The following is a 17844-nucleotide window of genomic DNA, read 5'->3' as shown; positions in this document are numbered from 1 at the left end:
TGTCCGACCCCCGAGTAAGTGCATGTCTGTCCGCGTCCCGCGTTCGCTCCTGATCCTGCCCCTGGCCATTCTCGCCGGTTGCGCGTCGAGCGGCGCCCCCCGCTCAGGCAAGGCCACGCCGGAGGTGAATGCCTTGTACGACCGGATGAACCAGGCGAGCAAGGGGTACGAGGCCTCGATCGACCAGGCCCGGCGCGGGGACACCCCGCAGGCGGCGCAGACGCGCAAGCAGTCCCTCGACCAGTTGAAGGACGCCTCGGCACGCTGCGCCCTCACGCCAGGCTGCGACCAGCAGCGCTTCGCCGCCGTCTTCGACCGCTTGCTGCGGCTGAAGGACGGCAGCTTCATCGAGGGCGAGGACGCCGACGACACGGAGCAGGGCGCGGAAGTGGGCGAGCAGCCCGGCGACACGGCCAGTTCGGTCGCCATCGGTGCGCTGCCGCAGGCGCAACGCGCCGTCACCATGCTCAAGGGCCAGCAGTTTTCCGACCTGATGGTGATGAACGGTCCCGTGAAGGCCGCACTGGAGATGTGGCTGACCCAGCTGCGTCCGAACCTGATGGACGCCTACGTCAACTACCAGATGATGCGCTACAAGATGTGGCCGGCCTACAAGAAGGCCGACCTGCCCGAGGCCTTGCTGTTCGGCATCATGGCGAAGGAATCCGGCGGCAAGGTGCACGCCGTGTCGCGCTCGGGAGCCTCCGGCCCGTTGCAGTTCATGTACGCCACCGGGTTGCGCTTCGGCCTGTCCAACAGCGACGGCTTCGACCAGCGCTTCGATCCGACGATGGCCGCCCAGGCCAACGCGGAATACATCGACGAGCAGCTTCGCGCGTTCAACAACAATCTCGAACTCACCCTCGCCGCCTATAACGGCGGTGAAGGACGCATGCGCCGGATCGCGGCGACGAGCCCCGGGGCCAGCTTCTACGACCCCCAGATATATGGCCAGATGTCGGCGGAAACGCGCGACTACGTACCGATGGTGCTCGCCGCGGCATGGCTGTTCCTGCATCCGGACAGCTACCACCTGACCTGGCCCAAGATCGACGGCGAACCCGGCCAGATCGTGCTGAAGCGCCCCGCGTCGATCAGCGAACTCACCGTTTGCCTCGGTTCCGCCCAGGGCATGCCGGAGGGCTGGTTCCGTACGTTGCGCAACCTCAATCCGCGACTCGATCCGCAGGTGAGCCAGCCGGTGGGTGCGCGCCTGGAAGTGCCCAGGCAGCTGGAGAAGGCGTATGCCTCGACCTGCACCGATGGCCCCTGGCCGATCCTCGCCAGCGACTTGCACAATGCCGTGAAGATCGTCGCGCCACCGCCGCCGGCCGCCACCTCGGCCGCGTTGGCCAACGGGCCGTCCACTCCGTCGCCGAAACCGTCGTCCAGTGCGTCGAGGAGCTACACGGTGCGTCGGGGCGACACCCTGGTCAGCATTGCGCGCAAGAGCAGTTGCGCCGATGTCGAGGACATCGCGCGCATGAATGGATTGAAGGGGCACCAGTTGAAGGTGGGGCAGGCGATTCGCGTACCCGTCTGTCGCTGAGACGGGCGTTTACGCGACGGCGTGCGGCTCGTTGCTTGCCCATGCCGTGGTCGTGCCGCGCCGCTCGGACGCCGACAATTCCTTGATCTGGCGCATCAGGCGAAGGATCTGCCGGTGCAGGTCTTCCATGTTCGGGCGCCGCGAATCCAGGGTCTCGTGGTAGACCGAGGCGATCCACAGCGCGACACCACGCGTGGCGATCAACGGATTCTCCGACCGGGCCTTGCCGAGGCCGATATCCGGCCCATGGCCGTAGGTGCTGTAGCGCTCTTCGGGCGGGGTGCCATAGAGATGGGGAAAATCGCAGGCCGCGGCCTGTTCCATCTCGCGCCGGACCAGTTGCTGCAAGTCCACGTGGGCTCGCACCGGCAGGGCCAGGACGACACGTTCGATATCGGCAAGTTGACGGCGAAGGCGGATTTCGCGATTGACGGCGATGAGATGGGTGACCAGACGCATGGACTACTTCCCCTAGTACGGATGCTTCTTACGGTCCCGTGCCCTTCCCCGGTCGGGCAGCGGTCCGCCGAGAATACGCCGCCGATGCGTCAAATGTAAGACGTTTTCGTCACATTGTGACGCGGTTCGTCATTGCGCCGCGCCGTCGCCGGTCCAGGCTCCGATGCGTTGCCCGACGATAACCTGTTGTTGCGGCTTGAGTTCGTCCAGGGTGTAACCCTCCGGCAACAGGAGGATGACGGTCGAGCCCATGTTGAAGCGGGCCATTTCGGCGAAGCGTTCCAGCGTCACGTCGCGGCCGCGGCAGTCGTTGCGGATGATCTCCGAGGCGTACGGCGGGATGGCCATGCCGTCCCATACCGTGGCCACGCTGGAGACCAGGATCGCGCCGACCATGACCGACACGAAGGGGCCGTGTTCGCCCTGGAAATGGCAGACGAGGCGCTCGTTGCGCGCGAACAGCCGCGGAATGGCTTCGACCGCGAACGGGGCCACACTGAAGATGCGACCAGGAACATGCGTGGTACCGGTGAGCTTGCCCTCCAGAGGCATGTGCACGCGGTGGTAGTCGCGCGGCGACAGATAGATGGTGACGAAGCTGCCATTGCGGAACGGTGCCGCGGCGGTCTCGTCGCCCAGCAGTTCCGCCGCGCTGTATTCCTGGCCCTTCGCCTGGAAGATACGGCCGTCACGGATACGTCCGGACTGGCTGATCCGTCCGTCGGCCGGCGAGAGGATCGCCTGCGGGTCCGGATCGGCCTCGCGCGCGCCGACCTTCAGCTTGCGAGTGAAGAACGCATTGAAGTGCTGGTACGCGAAGGGGTCCGGCTGGGCGGCCTGGCTCATGTCGACGGCATAGCGCTGCACGATCTCCCGAATGAGAAAATTCTTCCATGGAGCCCACTCCCACCGGGTCGCCTGGTAGACGATGCGAGAGAGAAAGCGGTGCGGGAGGATGTACTGCAGCAGGACGTTGGGCTTCATGCGCGGGAGTATAGGCGGGAGCGGACTCCCTCCGCGATGTCCCCTACCGCTGCGGCGTCACGCGGGCCGTCAGGAAATCGATGAACGCGCGTACGCGGGGCGGTACGAACCGGCTGTGCGGGTAGAGCAGGTTGTAAGGGCGGGAACGTCCCGCGAGCTCCGGCAAGACTTCTACCAATGAACCTTCGGCGAGATCCTTTTCCACGATGAAACGGTAGGTCTGGAAGATGCCCGCTCCCGCGCGGGCCAGGGTCACGCCGCCGAGCACGTCCTCCGACACGGTGAACGCGCTTTCGGCCTCGAATTCGACATCCTGGCCGCCGTCGCGAAACAACCAGGGGATACGCCGGCCACTGCTTGGCAGGTCGAACTGGATGCACTCGTGCGAGGCCAGGTCGTCGAGCGATCGCGGCACGCGACGCGTTTCCAGATAAGCGGGGGTGGCCACCAGCACCAGCGGCGCATCTTCCAGATGGCGCAGGATCAGCGTGGAATCCGCCTGCGGCCGCACGCGGATCGCGAGGTCGAAGGCCTCGTCGGAAAAGCCGATGTTGCGATTGCTGACGTGCAGGTCGAGGCGTACGTCCGGATGCTCGCGATGGAAGTCGGGCAGCATCGGAAGCAAACGATAGTGCGCATACGTGGTCGGCACGCTGATGCGCAGCCGTCCCGATACCAGGGCCTGCTGGCCGCTGGCGAGCCGCTCCGCGTCGGCGAACTGGGCCAGCGCCTGCCGGCATTGCTCCATGTAGACGCGGCCCGCATCGGTGAGACGGATCTGCCGCGTGCTGCGGACGAACAGGCGCACGCCGAGGCGTGCCTCCAACCGGGCGACCGACCGGCTGACCGCCGCGGGCGTGACGCCTGCCGCCGTGGCCGCGGCGGTGAAGCCACCCAGTTCGCCGGCAAGGCAAAACAGCTCGATGCTGCCGAGCATCAGGTCGTCGAACTGCCTGTGCATGGATTACACCATGTAATGATTCAATTGCTCCGGATCTTATTTATGTGCACCGGGCGTGGCAATAGATTGCGGGTCAGCCCGGGGCCACGGCCCCGGAACCTGACCATCTTCGGAGCAAGCAGCATGAGCACCCGTCAAACCGTCATCGTCACCGGCGCCTCCAGCGGCCTCGGTTTCGCCATCGCCAAGGCCTTTCTCGACCTCGGCTACAACGTGGTCGGCAACGGCCGCAGCCAGGCTCGTCTCGACGAAGCCGCCGTCGCACTGGGTAACCCGGACCGATTCCTGGCGGTCGCTGGCGACATCGCCCTGCGCGACACCGCCGAGCGCCTGTTCGACCACGCCATCGAGGCGTTCGGCCAGGTGGACGTGCTGGTCAACAACGCCGGCATCTTCATCGCCAAGCCTTTCGTCGAATACACCACCGACGAGATTGACGCGCTGATCGACACCAACCTGCGTGGCTTCATCTACCCGTCGCAGTTCGCGGCGCGCCACATGGCCGCGCGCAAGAGCGGCCACATCGTCAACATCACGGCAAGCCTCGGCTTGCAGCCGGACCGGAACGTGCCTTCCGCGCTGCCCGTGCTGATCAAGGGTGGCCTCAACGACGTCACGCGTGGCCTGGCGATCGAACTGTCGCCGCATAACGTCAAGGTGAGCGCGGTCGCCCCCGGCATCATCGAGACCCCGATGCACGCACCGGAGACCCATGGCTTCCTGAGCGGCTTGAACCCGATGGGCCGCCTGGGCCGCCCCGAGGACATCGCCGAAGCGGTGGTCTACCTCGTGACCAGCAAGTTCACCAATGGCGTCGTGCTGCCGGTCGATGGCGGTTCGAGCGCCGGCCGCTGGTGACGCTGCCATGCCCTACGTTAACGTTCGTATCACTCGTGAAGGCAATACGCCCGCGCAGAAGGCCCAGGTGATCGCGGAGATCACCGAAACACTCGAGCGCGTGCTGGGCAAGTCGCCGGAGCTGACCCATGTCGTGATCGACGAGGTCGCCATGGAGGACTGGGGATATCGCGGCGTGCCGACGTCGCAGCTGCGGGGACCGAATCCCGGCACTTAGCGGATGCGGCGACCCGGACGTGATCGTCCAGGTCGCCGTCCGTTAGAAGCCGGTGGTTACCGGCTTGCGGGAACGATGGGAAGTTCCAGGTACGTGCCGTTCTCGCCGTCGCGGACGATCTTCTGCGTCGCCTTGCGGTAATCGCCGGGTTTCGCATTGAAGATGTTCGGCACGAAGGTTTGCGGGTTGCGGTCGTACAACGGGAACCAGCTCGACTGGACCTGCACCATCACCCGGTGCCCCGGCTGGAACACGTGGTTCACCGTCGGCAGCGGGAAGCGGTATTCCAGCGGCTTGTCCGGTGTCAGCGCCATGGGCTTGTCGTAGCCCTCGCGATAGCGGCCACGGAAGATCTCCATGGCGACCGGCAACTGGTAGCCGCCCATCGACGGCTTCTCCTCCACCTCGTCGGGATAGACGTCGATCAGTTTCACCACCCAGTCGCTGTCCGTGCCGCTGGTGGATGCGAGCAAATGCACCAGCGGCTCGCCGGACACGCCCATGGGCTTGTCGAGCACGGGCGATACGTAGGTGAGCACATCCGTACGCGTGGCGAACTGGCGCTGGTCGTCCACGAGCCATTCCGGCCAGGAATCCTCGCGATCCGCCACCCCGTGCGACCACGACTGGATCGGCCGCACGCGATACGGCACCGGTTTGGCCGGATCGGAAACATATTCGTCTTCGCCCTTCGCGGGTGCCGTCGTGGCGAGGCCACCGTCGGCTTCGACGAACCAGCGCTGCATGACCGGCGCACAGCCGGTGCGACAGGCCGAAGGCCAGGAATCGAGTTGGCGCCAGGTGTTCTCGCCGGTGACGAAGGCATTGACCGGTGCGATGTCGGCCTTCGGCGCGTCGTCCTTCAGGTACTGGGCCAGGAAGGGGCGGAGGATCTTCTGGCGGAACGTGGTGCCCGTATCGCTGCCCAGGTCGATCGCGCCGATGGTGTCGCCCTTTTCCCAGGTCTTGGCGTGGCGCCACGGTCCCAGCACGAGCCACAGTTTCGTGTGCCCGGGGTCGCGAGGGGCGAGCGCCCGGTATACCGCCATGTCGCCGTAGTTGTCTTCCTGGTCCCACAGGCTGTGCACGAGCATGGTCGGCACGGTCATCGGCTCCTTCGCTGCGACCTTGTCGATGGCTTGCTCGGACCAGAAGCTGTCGTAGGCGGGATGGGCGAGCAGCTTCTGCCAGAAGCCGAGCGCTTCCATGCCGTAGGCGCGGCCGATGTCGCCGGCGGAGCCGCCGCGCAGGTACAGGTCGTAGTCGTCACGGTAGCCCGTGGTCCAGCCGATGTCGCTGCCGCGCGAGTTCACCATGCCGTAGATGTAGGGAATCATCTGCTGGCGGAACGCGCCACGATGGAACCAGTCGTCGCCCATCCAGCCATCGATCATCGGGTTGATCGGCACGGCCACCTTGAGCGCGGGATGCGGGCGGATCGTGGCGACCATCGCCTCGAAGCCGTCGTAGGAGATGCCGATGATGCCGACCTTGCCGTTCGACTCCGGCACGTGCTTCACCACCCAGTCGACCGTGTCGTAGATGTCGGAGGACTCGTCGACCGGGGTGGGGTTGCCGTGTCCGATCGGCGGCCGGTTCATGACGAAGTCGCCTTCGGAGCCGTTCTTGCCGCGGATATCCTGGATCACGCGGATATAGCCGTCCTGGACGATGATGTCGGCCGGGTTGTCGTAGCCGCGCAGGGCGGGGCCCAGGTGTGGGCTGTCGCTGCGATGTCCCATGCCGTCCGCGCCATAGGGGGTGCGCGTGAGCAGGATGCCCGCATGCGTCGTGCCCTTGGGCATGAGGATCACGGTATGCAGCTTGACGCCGTCGCGCATCGGGATCTCGACCGTGCGGCGCACGTAGTCGAAGCCGGGATTCGTCGGCGTGAATCGGGCCGGCGTCTCCGTCGGCAGGTCTTTGTAGGTCTTTTCGCCGCCGACCGCCGGAGTCGCGAGGACTCCGGCGGCGAGCGCGACGATACCCAGTCGCAGTAGTGGATGCATGGGCTTCCCGTTAGAAGTCGTAGGTGACACCGAAGCGGGCGTAACGCGGCTGCGTGTAGCTGATGACCTGCTGATAACCGTCGTTCACCGAGTTCTTGCTGCCCGAGACCGGGTTCGTCCGCTGCGACCGCTGCTGGTTGAGCAGGTTGAACACCGAAGCGGTGAAGGCCAGCTTGCGGTCGGCCCACAACGGACGGTACTCGAGGTTGACGTCGACCAGCTCTTCCCACGGCTCGCGGCCCTTCGCGCCATAGGCCGAGGGTTCGCCGAAGCAGAAGTGGTAATAGCTGCCGTAGCCGGACGGATCGCTCTCGGTCTCACCGTAGCGGCCCAGGCACGACTTCGGCAAACCGGACTGGATGAGCAGGTTCGCGGAAACCAGCCATTCGGGCGCGATCTGGTAGGAGCCGTAGAGCTTCAGCTGGTGCTTGCGGTCGTTGGCCAGGTAGCCGTTGGCGTAGTTCATCAGCGTGGCGTAATCCCAGTCGCGCGAGGCCGCGACGGAGCCCTGGCCGACGTCCGAGCGCACCTGGCCTTCGGTATTGCCGTAGCTGCGCGAGTACAGGTAGTCGATCTTGCCCGACCACGTGCCGTCGAACGGATGCGACAGGTACAGGTCCAAGCCGTAGTAGTTGCGCTTGAGGTGGCTGAAGCCGAAGTCCGCGTTGGTCACCGTCACGTTCGTGTAGCCGCCGTTGTTGTTGGCCAGCTGGTAGACGTTCGCCCGTCCGGGGTTGGACAGGTAGCAGCTGCCGACGGTGACCGCGTCGATGTCCGCGCCCTGGGCGATGGCCGCGCGGGTGATCGCGCCGTTGTCGCAGACGTCGTCCAGCGCGTTGCGCAGCTTGCGCACGGTGGCCTTCGCGCCCGCTATCCAATCGGCGTTCAGCTGCTTGTCCACGCCGAGGATGAACTCGTCCTGGTACTCCGACTTGATGTTCTTGGCGCTGACGGTCTTGGGATCGGGCGGCTGGCCGTACTCGCCGTTGGGAGAGACGGCGCCACCGGTGGCCGACTGGATGAAGGTCACGCCGGTCGGCATGCCGCTCGCATCGATGCCCGTATAGGTGAAGTACTGGTTGGTGGCGAGCGAACCCGCCGAGGTACGTAGTGCGACGGATGCCGGCATGGCCAGGAAATAGCGGCCGGCGTTGCCGTAGATCTTCATGCTGGAGTCGCCGTTCACGTCCCAGCTGAAGCCCAGGCGCGGCGCCCACTGCGGCTTGGTCAGCTTCAGGTAGGGCTGGCCGGCCGGGTTGTAGTTGGTGAACTGGTCGTTGCGCAGGCCCAGCGAGAGCAGCAGGCGGTCGGTGACCTGCCAGTCGTCCATGATGTACTGGGCACGCTGCTTCACGCGCACGGAGGCGAGCGTGTTGTAGTGGCGGTAATAGCCGTAGTAGCCGGTTTCGCCACCGGGATAATTGCCCGGCTTGTCGACGAAGGGGCTGTCGCTGATGTTGAGGTTCTTGTCGCCCTTGGCGTACCACAGCTCGTAGCCGTCGCCGCCGATCGTCGTGCCGTCGTCGATGTCGCGCGAATCCTGGTTGTCGATGCCCGCGGTGATCGAATGGCTGCCGATCTTGTAGTTGAGGTCGACGCGAAGGTTGCGGTTGGTGGACTCGTGGTCGGGGTTGTCGATCGTGTCCAGCGTCTGTCCATTGGTGATCGGCGTGCCGCCGTTGAGCGCGGGGTTCTGCTGGCTCACGTTGCCGATGAACGGGCCGGTGACGCCCGTGGCGGGCGGTTCGTTGTAATAGGTGAGTTTCGACTTGCCGTACAGCGCGGTGAGCGTCAGGTCGTCGGTGATGTAGCTGGTGAACTTGGCGACATAGACCATGGCCTTGGTCTTGTACGTCGAATCCGTACTGGCGAAGTCGCCGACGGTGTTCGTGTCGTAATCGTAGGTGTATTTGTTGCCGTTGGATCGATGGGTCTGGTTGACGCCGGTCAGCTCGAGGATGTTGCTGTCATTGATGTTCCAGTCGAGCTTGCCGTACCACTTCGGGTCCTTGTACGTGTACTTCGTGTCGTACGCGTGGTTCACGTCGCCGATGCTGTTGCCCTTGCTGCGCTCCATCTCCACGGCGGCGAAGGCGTACAGCTTGTCCTTGATCAACGGGCCGCCGGCATAGGCGCTGACCGTCGTGCTCCATTCGTGGTTGTCGTCGTTGCGCTGGTTGATCGTGCCCGGAGGCGCCGGATTGTCGTGGCCATAGGTGATGTTGCGGGCGCTGGCGCGGGCGAAGTCCGGCTCCCAGAGCACCTGGGCACCGAAGTGCCATTCGTTGGTGCCGCGCTTGCCGACCTGGCTGATGACACCACCGTCCGAGCGGCCGTACATCGCGGAGTAACCCCCGCTGAGCACCTCCTGCTGGTCCACCGCGCCGTAGGGCAGGGTGACGCCGCCGAAGCCGCTGAGCGGATCGGTCGTGTTCATGCCGTTGATGTAATACGCGTTCTCCGAAACGGCTGAACCGGCGAAGCTGACCAGGCTGCCACCGAAGGCGTTCTTGAATCCGGTATAGCCCGGCGAGGCGCCCGGTGCGAGCAGAGCCACGGCTTCGGCCGAGCGCTGCAGCGGCAGGCGGGCCATGTCGGCGGCGGTGATCACCGTGCTGGAAGCGACGGTGGCGACGTCGATCTTCGGCATGTTGGTCGCCGAAACGGTCACGCCTTCGAGCTGCTGGGCGCTGCCGGCCGGAGCGGTTTCGAACGAGACGTCGGTGGCGGCGCCCACACGCAGGGTGATGTTGTCGCGCGTGTCGACGATGTTGCCGTTGGTCTTCAGCGAAACCTTGTAGGTGGCCAGGGGCAGCGACTCGGCGACATAACGGCCGCGGGTGTCGACGGGCACCTCGCGGGTGATGCCGTTGCTGCCTTCGATGAGGACGGTTTCACCGGCGGCGATGGGCGCCGCACCGGTGATGCGGCCGGTGGTGGCCTGGCCGAAGACGACGCCGGACAAGGATGCCGCGACCGCGGCGCATAAGAGGGTACGTCGGAGGGTGGGGCGGGGACTCATGGGATGCTCCGGAAGGGCGATGTATGTGACGGGGTGGTTTCAATCGATCTAAGCAAATGACGGATGGCGGCCTTCATGGCGCGATGTTGTTTCAGGCGTATGCGATGTCGCCCACGGCCTTACGAATGGCGGCGATCGCGCGGGACTTCTCCGAGCGACGGTCGGTCACGAGCACGTCGATGCGGTCCGCGGGACACCAGGCGACGCGGCTGCGTACGCCCATCTTGGAATGGTCGGCCGCGATGACGATGCGGCGCGCATTGGCGCACATCGCCCGTGCGATCTCGGCTTCTTCCATCTCGAAACTGCTCGCGCCGGCCTTGGCGTCGATGCCGACGGGCGAAAGGATGGTGAGGTGCGGTTGATACCGTGCGATCTCGGCGACGGTGGCGGCACCCTGGGTGCAACCCGTTTGCGCGTTGAAGCGGCCGCCCAGCAGGTGCACGTCGTTGCCGGCCCGCGCGGCGAAGCGCGCGGCCACGTCCACCGCGTTGGTGACGATGGTGAGCCCGCTGCGCGTGGCGAGTGCCTCGGCCACGAGGTTCATCGTGCTGCCCGCGTCCATGAAGATGGTCTGGCCACTTTCGACCAAGCTGGCCACCTTCTTGGCGATCGCGCGTTTCTCGCGCACCCGCGTGGCATGGCGCACGTCGATCGGCGGCTCGTCGCCGGTGAGCACCGCGCCGCCATGCACGCGGCGGATCTCGCCACGCTCGGCCAGTTCGACGAGGTCGCGGCGGATCGTCTCGCGCGACACGCCCAGCTCGGTGACGATCCGCTCGACGGACACCTGGCCGCTGGTGCGCAGCAGGTCGCGAATGCGGGAATGCCGTTCTTCATGCCACATGGCGTCGGTCCTTGAGTACGTGGAGGAGGAGGCGCATCGCGCCGAGTGCGAGTGCGCTGGCAAGCACGACGCACATCGCATACGCGGCGGCTTGCGCGAGGAAACCGTTTTCGTCCAGGCGCATCACCGTGACCGAGGCGAGCCCGAGTTCGGGAGTGACCAGGAAGATCACGCCCGACAGCGTCACCATCGAGCGCATGAACAGGTAGAAGAAGGTGGATATCGCCGCCGGCGCGGCGAACGGCCATACCGCGTCGCGCAACACGTGGAAGGTCGTGCCGCCCGATACCGCCACGGCGTCGTCCAGCGCTTCCGGTACCTGGCGCATGCCGGTCTGCATGGTGAGGAAGGCCTGCGCGTGGTAATGGAAGAGGCTGCATGCCGCCACGATCGCCACGCTTCCGTAAAGCCAGCTGGAAAGTGGTCCGTGGTTGAAGGCCAGCACGTAACCCAGGCCCAGCACGAGGCCCGGCACGGCGGCAGGCAGGGAGGCGATGAACTGCGCGGGTTTGGCGATGAACGGCGGTGCGCGGCGCAGGCCCGCGGACAACGCGAACACCAGCAGCACGCCGGCGCCCGCGGCAAGCAAGGACATGGTGACCGATGTCGCCACGGGACCGTATCCGTCGGGCATGCCGCCCATGTAGTTGGCTAGCGTGAGCGTCCGGTCGTACGGCCACAGCTTCACCACGCTGACATAGGCGACGGTGGCGACGACGCCGACAAGAGGCAGCAGGGCCAGCAGCGAGATGCCGCCCAGAACGATCTCACGCCACGGGTGCCGCGCGGGAACCAGCGTGCGCCCCGGGCTCGCGTCGCCCGTGTCCTGGCGGCGTTTCGCCAGCCGGGCCAGCCAGACCGAGATCAGGGCGGGCGCCAGCAGCACCACGCCCAGCGTCGCGCCCATGGCGAAATCCAGTTGCCCGACCACTTCGCCGTAGATCTCCACCGCCAGCACGCGGTAGCTGCCGCCGACGACCACGGCGCTGCCGAAGTCGGTCAGCGTTTCGGTGAAGACCAGGAACGCCGCCGCGAGCAGGGCGAAGCGCAGCCGGGGAATGGTCACGTCGAGGAACTGCCGCCAGGGCGTCGCACCCATGGATTCGGCGGCGTCGTAATGGCGTGCCGGCGTTCGGGCCAGCGCGGCGGAAACGATGATCACCACCTGCGGCAACCCGTAGAGCGTGTTCGCGATGAGCAGGCCCCAGAAACCATAGATATCGGTGGGCAGGCCGGTAAGCCGGTGCACCAGCCCGTTACGTCCGAGCAGGCAGACGAGGCCCAGCGCGAGGACGAGCGAGGGCGCGAGCATCGGCAGGAGCAGGGCGCCACGGATCAGGGCCTTCCCGGGCAGGCGGGTACGATGCAGCGCCATCGCCAGGCACAGCCCCAGCGAAACGGTGCATAGCGTGGTGGCGACGCCGATGAGCAGGCTGCGCAGCGCCGCTCGTGGAAGCCCGGGATCGTCGAACAGGCGTACGTAGTTCGCGAATGTCGGCATTCCCTGTGCATCGGTGACGCTGCGCACGAGCACGGTCGCCAACGGATGAAGGAAGAACACGAGCAGGCACAGCAGCGGAACCGCCAGCAGGAGCATGCCCGTCGCGCGCATCGTGTTCATGCGCATACCCACGCGCCGCGCAGCGCATCCACGGAAACGGGCTCGCCCCGGTTCAACGCACTGCGTCCGGGCTGCTCCACCAGCAGCTTCCGTCCCCGCCAGGCGAGCGTGATGCGCGCGAGGTTGCCGAGGAAGACGGTGTCCTCGACCACGGCCTCGCCGCGCGGGTCGCTTTCGATCACCACGTCCTCGGGGCGCAGGCACAGCTCGTAGGTGGCCTCGTCGCCGGGCGGGCGCCGTTCGAGGAAGCCGGGTATCGCATCGCGCACGAACGCCGTCGGCAGCAGGTTGGCGCGGCCGATGAACTCCGCGACGAAACGGGTACGCGGTCGCTCGTAGAGGTCGCGAGGGCTGCCGGTCTGTTCGATCCTGCCGCGATTCATGCAGACGATCGTGTCCGCCATCGCCAGGGCTTCTTCCTGGTCGTGCGTCACCATGATCGTCGGGATGCCAAGCGCACGCTGGAGCAGGCGGATCTCGCCGCGCAACTGCCCGCGTATGGCGGGATCGAGCGCGGAGAGCGGTTCGTCGAGCAGGAGCATGGCCGGCTCGGTGGCGAGGGCGCGGGCCAGCGCCACGCGCTGCTGCTGGCCGCCGGAGAGTTCGTCGGGGAAGCGCGCGCCGAGGCCGCCCAGGCCGACCCGTTCCAGCAGTTCGCTACAGCGCGCGGCGATCTTCGCCGGAGCGTCGCGGCGCAGGCGCATGGGATAGCCGACGTTGGCCGCGGCGGTCATGTCGGGGAACAGGGAATAGGCCTGGAAGACCAGGCCCATGCGCCGCTCGCGCGCGGGCAACGCGCTGATGTCGCGACCGCCGAGGATCACGCGCCCCGCGTCCGCCGCGGTCAATCCCGCGACGATGCGCAGCAGGGTGGTCTTGCCGCAACCGCTGGGCCCGAGCAGGCAGACGAACTCGCTCTCTCCGGCGTCGAACGAGACGCCGTCGAGCACGGTATGCCCGTTCCATGCCTTTGCGATGTCGTCGATACGCAGGTGCATTCCCCAACTCCCCAAGGCCGGCGCGTCAGCGCGTCAGCCGCTTGTATCTGGCGATGAGCGCCGCGCGTTCGCGCGCCGCGGTGGCGAAATCGCGCACGGGCAGCGTCGCGACCAGGTCGGCGGGCAAACCCTGCCGCTGTTGTTCCGCGCTCGGCACGCTGCCGGGAGCGGCGACGATCTCCTTGTAGCCGCGATACAACGCGGCCGCTTCGGGCGACGCGGTCCAGTCGAGAAAACGTTTCGTGTCATCCGCGTGCGGAGAACCCTTCATCAACGCGGATGCCTCCAGTTCGTAACCCTTGCGTCCTTCCGGGATCACCATCGTCACCGGATAGCCCTGGCGGATGGATTGCATGGCCGAGAAGGCGAACGAGATGCCGATGGGAAATTCGCCGATGCGCGCGAGCTTGCACGGTGCCGAACCGGACAGGGTGACCTGGCCGACATTGCGCGCGATGTCGCGCAACAGGTCCATGCCTTCGGTATCGCGACCGGCATCCGAGAGCGAGGACACCAGCATGTAACCCGTGCCGGACGACGAGGGATCGGGCATGGCCACCTGGCCCCGGTACTTCGGCGAGGCGAGGTCGCGCCAGCTGCGTGGCATCGGCAGGTTACGCTCGGCCAGGGCCTCGCGATTGACGCACAGGGCGGCGAGGTATCCCGTGGGTGCGAACCAGAGCCCGTCGGTGGCGCGGAACGCCGCCGGGATGCGGTCGATGTTCGGCCCATGTACCGGCGCGAGCAGCGTGGCGATGCGCGGTTCGAGCATGTCGGTGACCGCCATGCCCCAGATCGCGTCGTTTCGCGGTTCGGCCGATTCGGCGAGCAGGCGCGCGGCGAGGTCGCCACTGGACAGGCGAAGGATACGGATGTCGAGGCCGGGCAGGGCCTTCTTCGCCGCGTCCAGGTAGGTGGCGATCTCGTCGCTTTCCAGGGCGGAGTACACGGTGACCGTACCGGCACGGGCCATGCCACAGGCGGCCATGAGCAGCGCGATGACGCTTCCGATTTGGCGGTATGGACGCATGGCCGGTTTTTTCACCCTGTGACGCGGTTCGTCGAAGCTGCCCCACGGAAGGTTCATGATGCACCCCACCATGTGGCATTTTGGGTATATTTGCAAACCTGTGGCTTCCGAGTCCACCAGAGAATTTTCGTTTTTGTCATCATCCCGAAACGTGCGAACGCTAGGCCGCGCACGTTCTTTCCAGCCAGGAGTGTCGTTGATGGAATCGTTGTCCGCCGCTGAGCGGAAGGAGTTCGAGGCATTCGCCGCGGGTATCGCCGATAACGCGCGTGCGTTGTCCCTGCCGAGATTCCGCCGCCCGGTGGATGTGACGCTCAAGGGTGACATGAGCCCCGTGACAGCCGTGGACCGGGGCGTGGAATCGATGTTGCGAGAGCGCATCGAACTGGCGTGGCCCTCGCACGGCCTGCTCGGTGAGGAGTACGGGGCGACACGCGTGGATGCGGAGTACGTCTGGTCGATCGATCCCATCGATGGCACGCGCAGCTTCATTTCGGGCTGGCCGCTCTGGGGCACCTTGCTGGCCTTGCTCCGCCACGGCAAGCCGGTACTCGGCGTGCTGGACATGCCCGTGCTGGACGAACGCTGGATCGGGCATACGGGCGTGGGAACGACGATGAACGGATTGCCTTGCCGTACCCGTGCGTGCGTGACCCTCGCGGCCGCCACGCTCTACACGACCACGCCGGACATGTTCAGCCCTGACGAATGGTCTCGTTTCGACCGCACGAGCCGTGCCGCGTATGCGCGCCGTTTCGGCGGCGACTGCTACGGCTATGGCATGTTGGCGGCCGGCCATATCGATGCGGTGGTCGAGGCCAACCTCATGCCGTACGACTACCTCGCCATCGCGCCGGTGGTCGAAGCCGCCGGTGGCGTCATGACCGACTGGGAAGGCCGCGCTCTCGGCCTCGACAGCGGCGGTCGCGTCGTCGCCGCGGCCACGCCCGCCTTGCATGCGGCACTCATCGAATCGCTCGCCAGGGACTGACGCCGGATGTTTTCCCGCGATCGCCGCCGTTTCCTCCATGCCGCGGGCGCCACCGTCGTCGCCTCGCTGGTCGCGCAGGGTTTCCCTTCGGCGATCGCCCGAGCGCTGGCGACGGGCCCCGACCGCCGCACCGGCACGATCGCGGATGTCGGTCATGTGGTGATCCTCATGCAGGAGAACCGTTCGTTCGACCATTACTTCGGCAGCTTGCGCGGTGTGCGTGGCTTCGCCGATCCGCGCGTGCTGGAACTCGGCAATGGCGATCCGGTGTGGCGCCAGCCAGTGACGGCGGCGCGCACGAAATACTGGAAGGCACGCGGCATCGGTGACGACGTGGGCTGGGTCTATCCCTTCCACCTGGACACGCGCGCCTGCGGCGATCATCACGAGGGCACCGACCATGGCTGGAGCAGCGGCCACGGTGCCTGGAACCTCGGCCGCAACGACCGTTGGATCGAACAAAAGCAGGACGTGCTGACGATGGCGTACCTGCGCCGCGAGGACGCGGCATTCCATTACGCGCTCGCCGACGCCTTCACCGTCTGCGACGCGTACCACGCCTCCGCACTCGCCGACACCGCCATCAACCGGATCTACCTCTGGAGCGGCACGGCCGATCCTTCCGGGCGGCTGGGCAAGAAGGGCAATGGGCCGGGCACCGAGGAACGCCCCGATGCGGATGGCTATACGTGGACCACGTATCCGGAGCGGCTGGAGAAGGCGGGCGTCAGCTGGCGCGTGTACCAGGGTGGCACTGGCGATCCGGGCTCGCCGACCGACAACTACACGGACAACTCGCTGGAGTTCTTCGCGAAGTACCAGGTGAAGGAAGGCGCCGATCCGAAGGGTTCGCTCGTGCGCAACGGGGTGTCGAACCACAGCCTGCGCGAACTGCGCGACGACGTGTTGCACGATCGCCTGCCACGAGTGACGTGGATCGTCGCGCCGTACAAGTACAGCGAACATCCCACCTCGTCACCCGCCGATGGCGCTTTCTACATTCGTCGCGTCATGGAGGCCTTGACCGCCAATCCGAAGGTGTGGAGCCGCACGGTCCTTTTCCTCAACTACGATGAGAACGACGGCTTCTTCGATCACGTGGTACCGCCGGCGCCGCCGCTGGAAAGCGGCGAGGACGGGCAGGGCATGGTTTCCGACGACCTGCTCGCCGGCCTGGGCGACGAGATCATGGACCTCGACGCCCACCCGAGGATCTCGTCGCCGCTCGTACCGGACAGCGATCCACGCGGCGAACAGCCGGTCGGCCTGGGCAATCGCGTGCCGATGATCGTGGTCTCGCCGTGGACCCGTGGTGGCTGGGTCTGCTCGGAAACCTTCGATCACACCTCGGTGCTGCGTTTCCTCGAAAAGCGCTTCGGTGTCGAGGAGCCGAACATCAGCACATGGCGCCGCTCGGTATGCGGCGACCTGACCAGCGCCTTCGATTTCGCCGGCAACGCCGACCAGCGCGTGCCGACGCTGGGTGTGCCGGCTGGTTCGGATGGCAAGGCAGTCATCACGGTACCGCACGAGCAGGCCATGCCCGTGCAGGAGCCGGGCACGCGTCCATCGCGCGCTCTCGGCTACGCATGGACGGTCGAACACCGTCTGGATGCGGACAGCAGTCGCATTGCCTTCACCAACAGCGGCCGCCTCGGTGCCGCTTTCCTCGTCTACGACGGGCTCCGGCGCGACGCCCCGCCGCGTCGCTACGCGGTCAGCGCGGGCAAGCGCATCGAGGATCGCTGGGCGCTGGCGAAAGCCGGCGACGGCTACGACCGCCGCATCCATGGCCCGAATGGGTACTTCGCGCACCTGCGTGGGTTCGCCGGTGATGGGTTGGAAGTGGTCGTTGCAGGCACGTCAGGCGCTCGCAGCGTCGACGTGCGCTTGAGCAATCGGGGGGCGACGAGCGTGACCGTCCGCGTCACGGATGCGTATGGCAGCACGGCACCCCGCGACCTCGAACTCGACGCTGGACAGTCGAAGACTCTGCCGCTCGATCTGACGGGCAGTGCCGGATGGTTCGACATCGCCGTTACCACGCCGAGCGCACCACGCTACCTCCGGCGTTTCGCCGGGCATCATGAAGACGGTAAACCTGCGACAAGCGATCCGGGTCCGCGGAGGCTCTAGTAAAAAATGGTTCTTCACGCATTTCAGGGGTTCGCCTGGTGCGGGGCGGGGCTCGGCTTCGCCCTCGCGTTCGTTGCGTGGCGCGGCGGGGGAGCTGCCGGGCGCCACCCTCGGCGCGACGGTAGTCGCCGTCCCTTGGGCAAGGATGCCGCTGCGCGGCCG

The 17844-nt window shown here is 66.3% G+C and carries 14 protein-coding genes; 5 read left to right on the top strand and 9 right to left on the bottom strand.

All coding sequences use genetic code 11. The features are described from left to right. Positions 1-22: 22 nt before the first annotated feature. Entirely contained in the window at positions 23-1549 is a 1527-nt protein-coding gene (locus ACR9ZJ_RS08150; RefSeq protein WP_481287477.1) for a transglycosylase SLT domain-containing protein, read from the top strand. 9 nt (positions 1550-1558) lie between these two features. Here the strand turns inward: ACR9ZJ_RS08150 and ACR9ZJ_RS08145 are convergent, their stop codons facing one another. From ACR9ZJ_RS08145 to ACR9ZJ_RS08135, 3 genes are all read right to left on the bottom strand, one after another. Then, complete coding sequence (locus ACR9ZJ_RS08145; protein WP_481280738.1) at positions 1559-2008, bottom strand: hypothetical protein; 450 nt, start codon at positions 2006-2008, stop codon at positions 1559-1561. Between the two features lie 129 nt (positions 2009-2137). After that, positions 2138-2992, bottom strand: a complete 855-nt coding sequence (asd, locus tag ACR9ZJ_RS08140) for an archaetidylserine decarboxylase (RefSeq protein WP_481287476.1) — start codon at positions 2990-2992, stop codon at positions 2138-2140. Between the two features lie 43 nt (positions 2993-3035). Next, positions 3036-3953 carry a substrate binding domain-containing protein gene (locus ACR9ZJ_RS08135; RefSeq protein WP_481287475.1) on the bottom strand — a complete coding sequence of 306 codons (918 nt, stop codon included), beginning with the start codon at positions 3951-3953 and terminating at the stop codon, positions 3036-3038. A gap of 123 nt (positions 3954-4076) precedes the next feature. Between ACR9ZJ_RS08135 and ACR9ZJ_RS08130 the strand changes: the two genes are divergently transcribed. Continuing rightward, positions 4077-4811, top strand: a complete 735-nt coding sequence (locus tag ACR9ZJ_RS08130) for an SDR family NAD(P)-dependent oxidoreductase (protein WP_481287474.1) — start codon at positions 4077-4079, stop codon at positions 4809-4811. 7 nt (positions 4812-4818) lie between these two features. Beyond that, a complete protein-coding gene (locus tag ACR9ZJ_RS08125) occupies positions 4819-5028 on the top strand; it encodes a tautomerase family protein (protein ID WP_306847501.1) in 210 nt (69 codons plus the stop codon). Positions 5029-5084: 56 nt separating this feature from the next. On the opposite strand, the gene ACR9ZJ_RS08120 is transcribed toward ACR9ZJ_RS08125, so the two are convergent. From ACR9ZJ_RS08120 to ACR9ZJ_RS08095, 6 genes are all read right to left on the bottom strand, one after another. Continuing rightward, positions 5085-7037 (bottom strand): CocE/NonD family hydrolase, encoded by a 1953-nt coding sequence (locus ACR9ZJ_RS08120; protein WP_481287473.1) that lies wholly within the window; start codon positions 7035-7037, stop codon positions 5085-5087. Between the two features lie 10 nt (positions 7038-7047). Beyond that, on the bottom strand, positions 7048-10059 hold the full coding sequence (locus ACR9ZJ_RS08115) for a TonB-dependent receptor (RefSeq protein ID WP_481287472.1): 3012 nt from the start codon (positions 10057-10059) through the stop codon (positions 7048-7050). 91 nt (positions 10060-10150) lie between these two features. Then, a complete protein-coding gene (locus tag ACR9ZJ_RS08110) occupies positions 10151-10906 on the bottom strand; it encodes a DeoR/GlpR family DNA-binding transcription regulator (RefSeq protein ID WP_429199871.1) in 756 nt (251 codons plus the stop codon). Then, positions 10896-12527 (bottom strand): ABC transporter permease subunit, encoded by a 1632-nt coding sequence (locus ACR9ZJ_RS08105; RefSeq protein WP_481287471.1) that lies wholly within the window; start codon positions 12525-12527, stop codon positions 10896-10898. The genes ACR9ZJ_RS08110 and ACR9ZJ_RS08105 overlap by 11 nt, the downstream gene beginning before the upstream one ends. Beyond that, positions 12524-13525, bottom strand: coding sequence for an ABC transporter ATP-binding protein (locus ACR9ZJ_RS08100; RefSeq protein ID WP_481287470.1), 1002 nt, complete (start codon positions 13523-13525; stop codon positions 12524-12526). Before ACR9ZJ_RS08100 ends, ACR9ZJ_RS08105 begins: the two co-directional genes overlap by 4 nt. Positions 13526-13550: 25 nt before the next feature. Beyond that, positions 13551-14612 (bottom strand): ABC transporter substrate-binding protein, encoded by a 1062-nt coding sequence (locus tag ACR9ZJ_RS08095; protein ID WP_481287469.1) that lies wholly within the window; start codon positions 14610-14612, stop codon positions 13551-13553. Between the two features lie 142 nt (positions 14613-14754). Here ACR9ZJ_RS08095 and hisN point away from each other — a divergent pair, with 142 nt between their 5' ends. Then, positions 14755-15546, top strand: a complete 792-nt coding sequence (gene hisN / locus ACR9ZJ_RS08090; RefSeq protein ID WP_481287468.1) for a histidinol-phosphatase — start codon at positions 14755-14757, stop codon at positions 15544-15546. A 6-nt stretch (positions 15547-15552) separates the two neighbouring features. Next, the gene (locus ACR9ZJ_RS08085; protein WP_481287467.1) at positions 15553-17682 is read left to right on the top strand and encodes a phosphocholine-specific phospholipase C; all 2130 of its coding nucleotides are present in this window, start codon (positions 15553-15555) and stop codon (positions 17680-17682) included. Positions 17683-17844 lie beyond the last annotated feature (162 nt).

This window comes from Luteibacter sp. KNZ12-1A, assembly GCF_056755675.1.
Note: the sequence above shows the minus strand (reverse complement) of the source record. Positions and strands in the feature narration are given on the sequence as shown.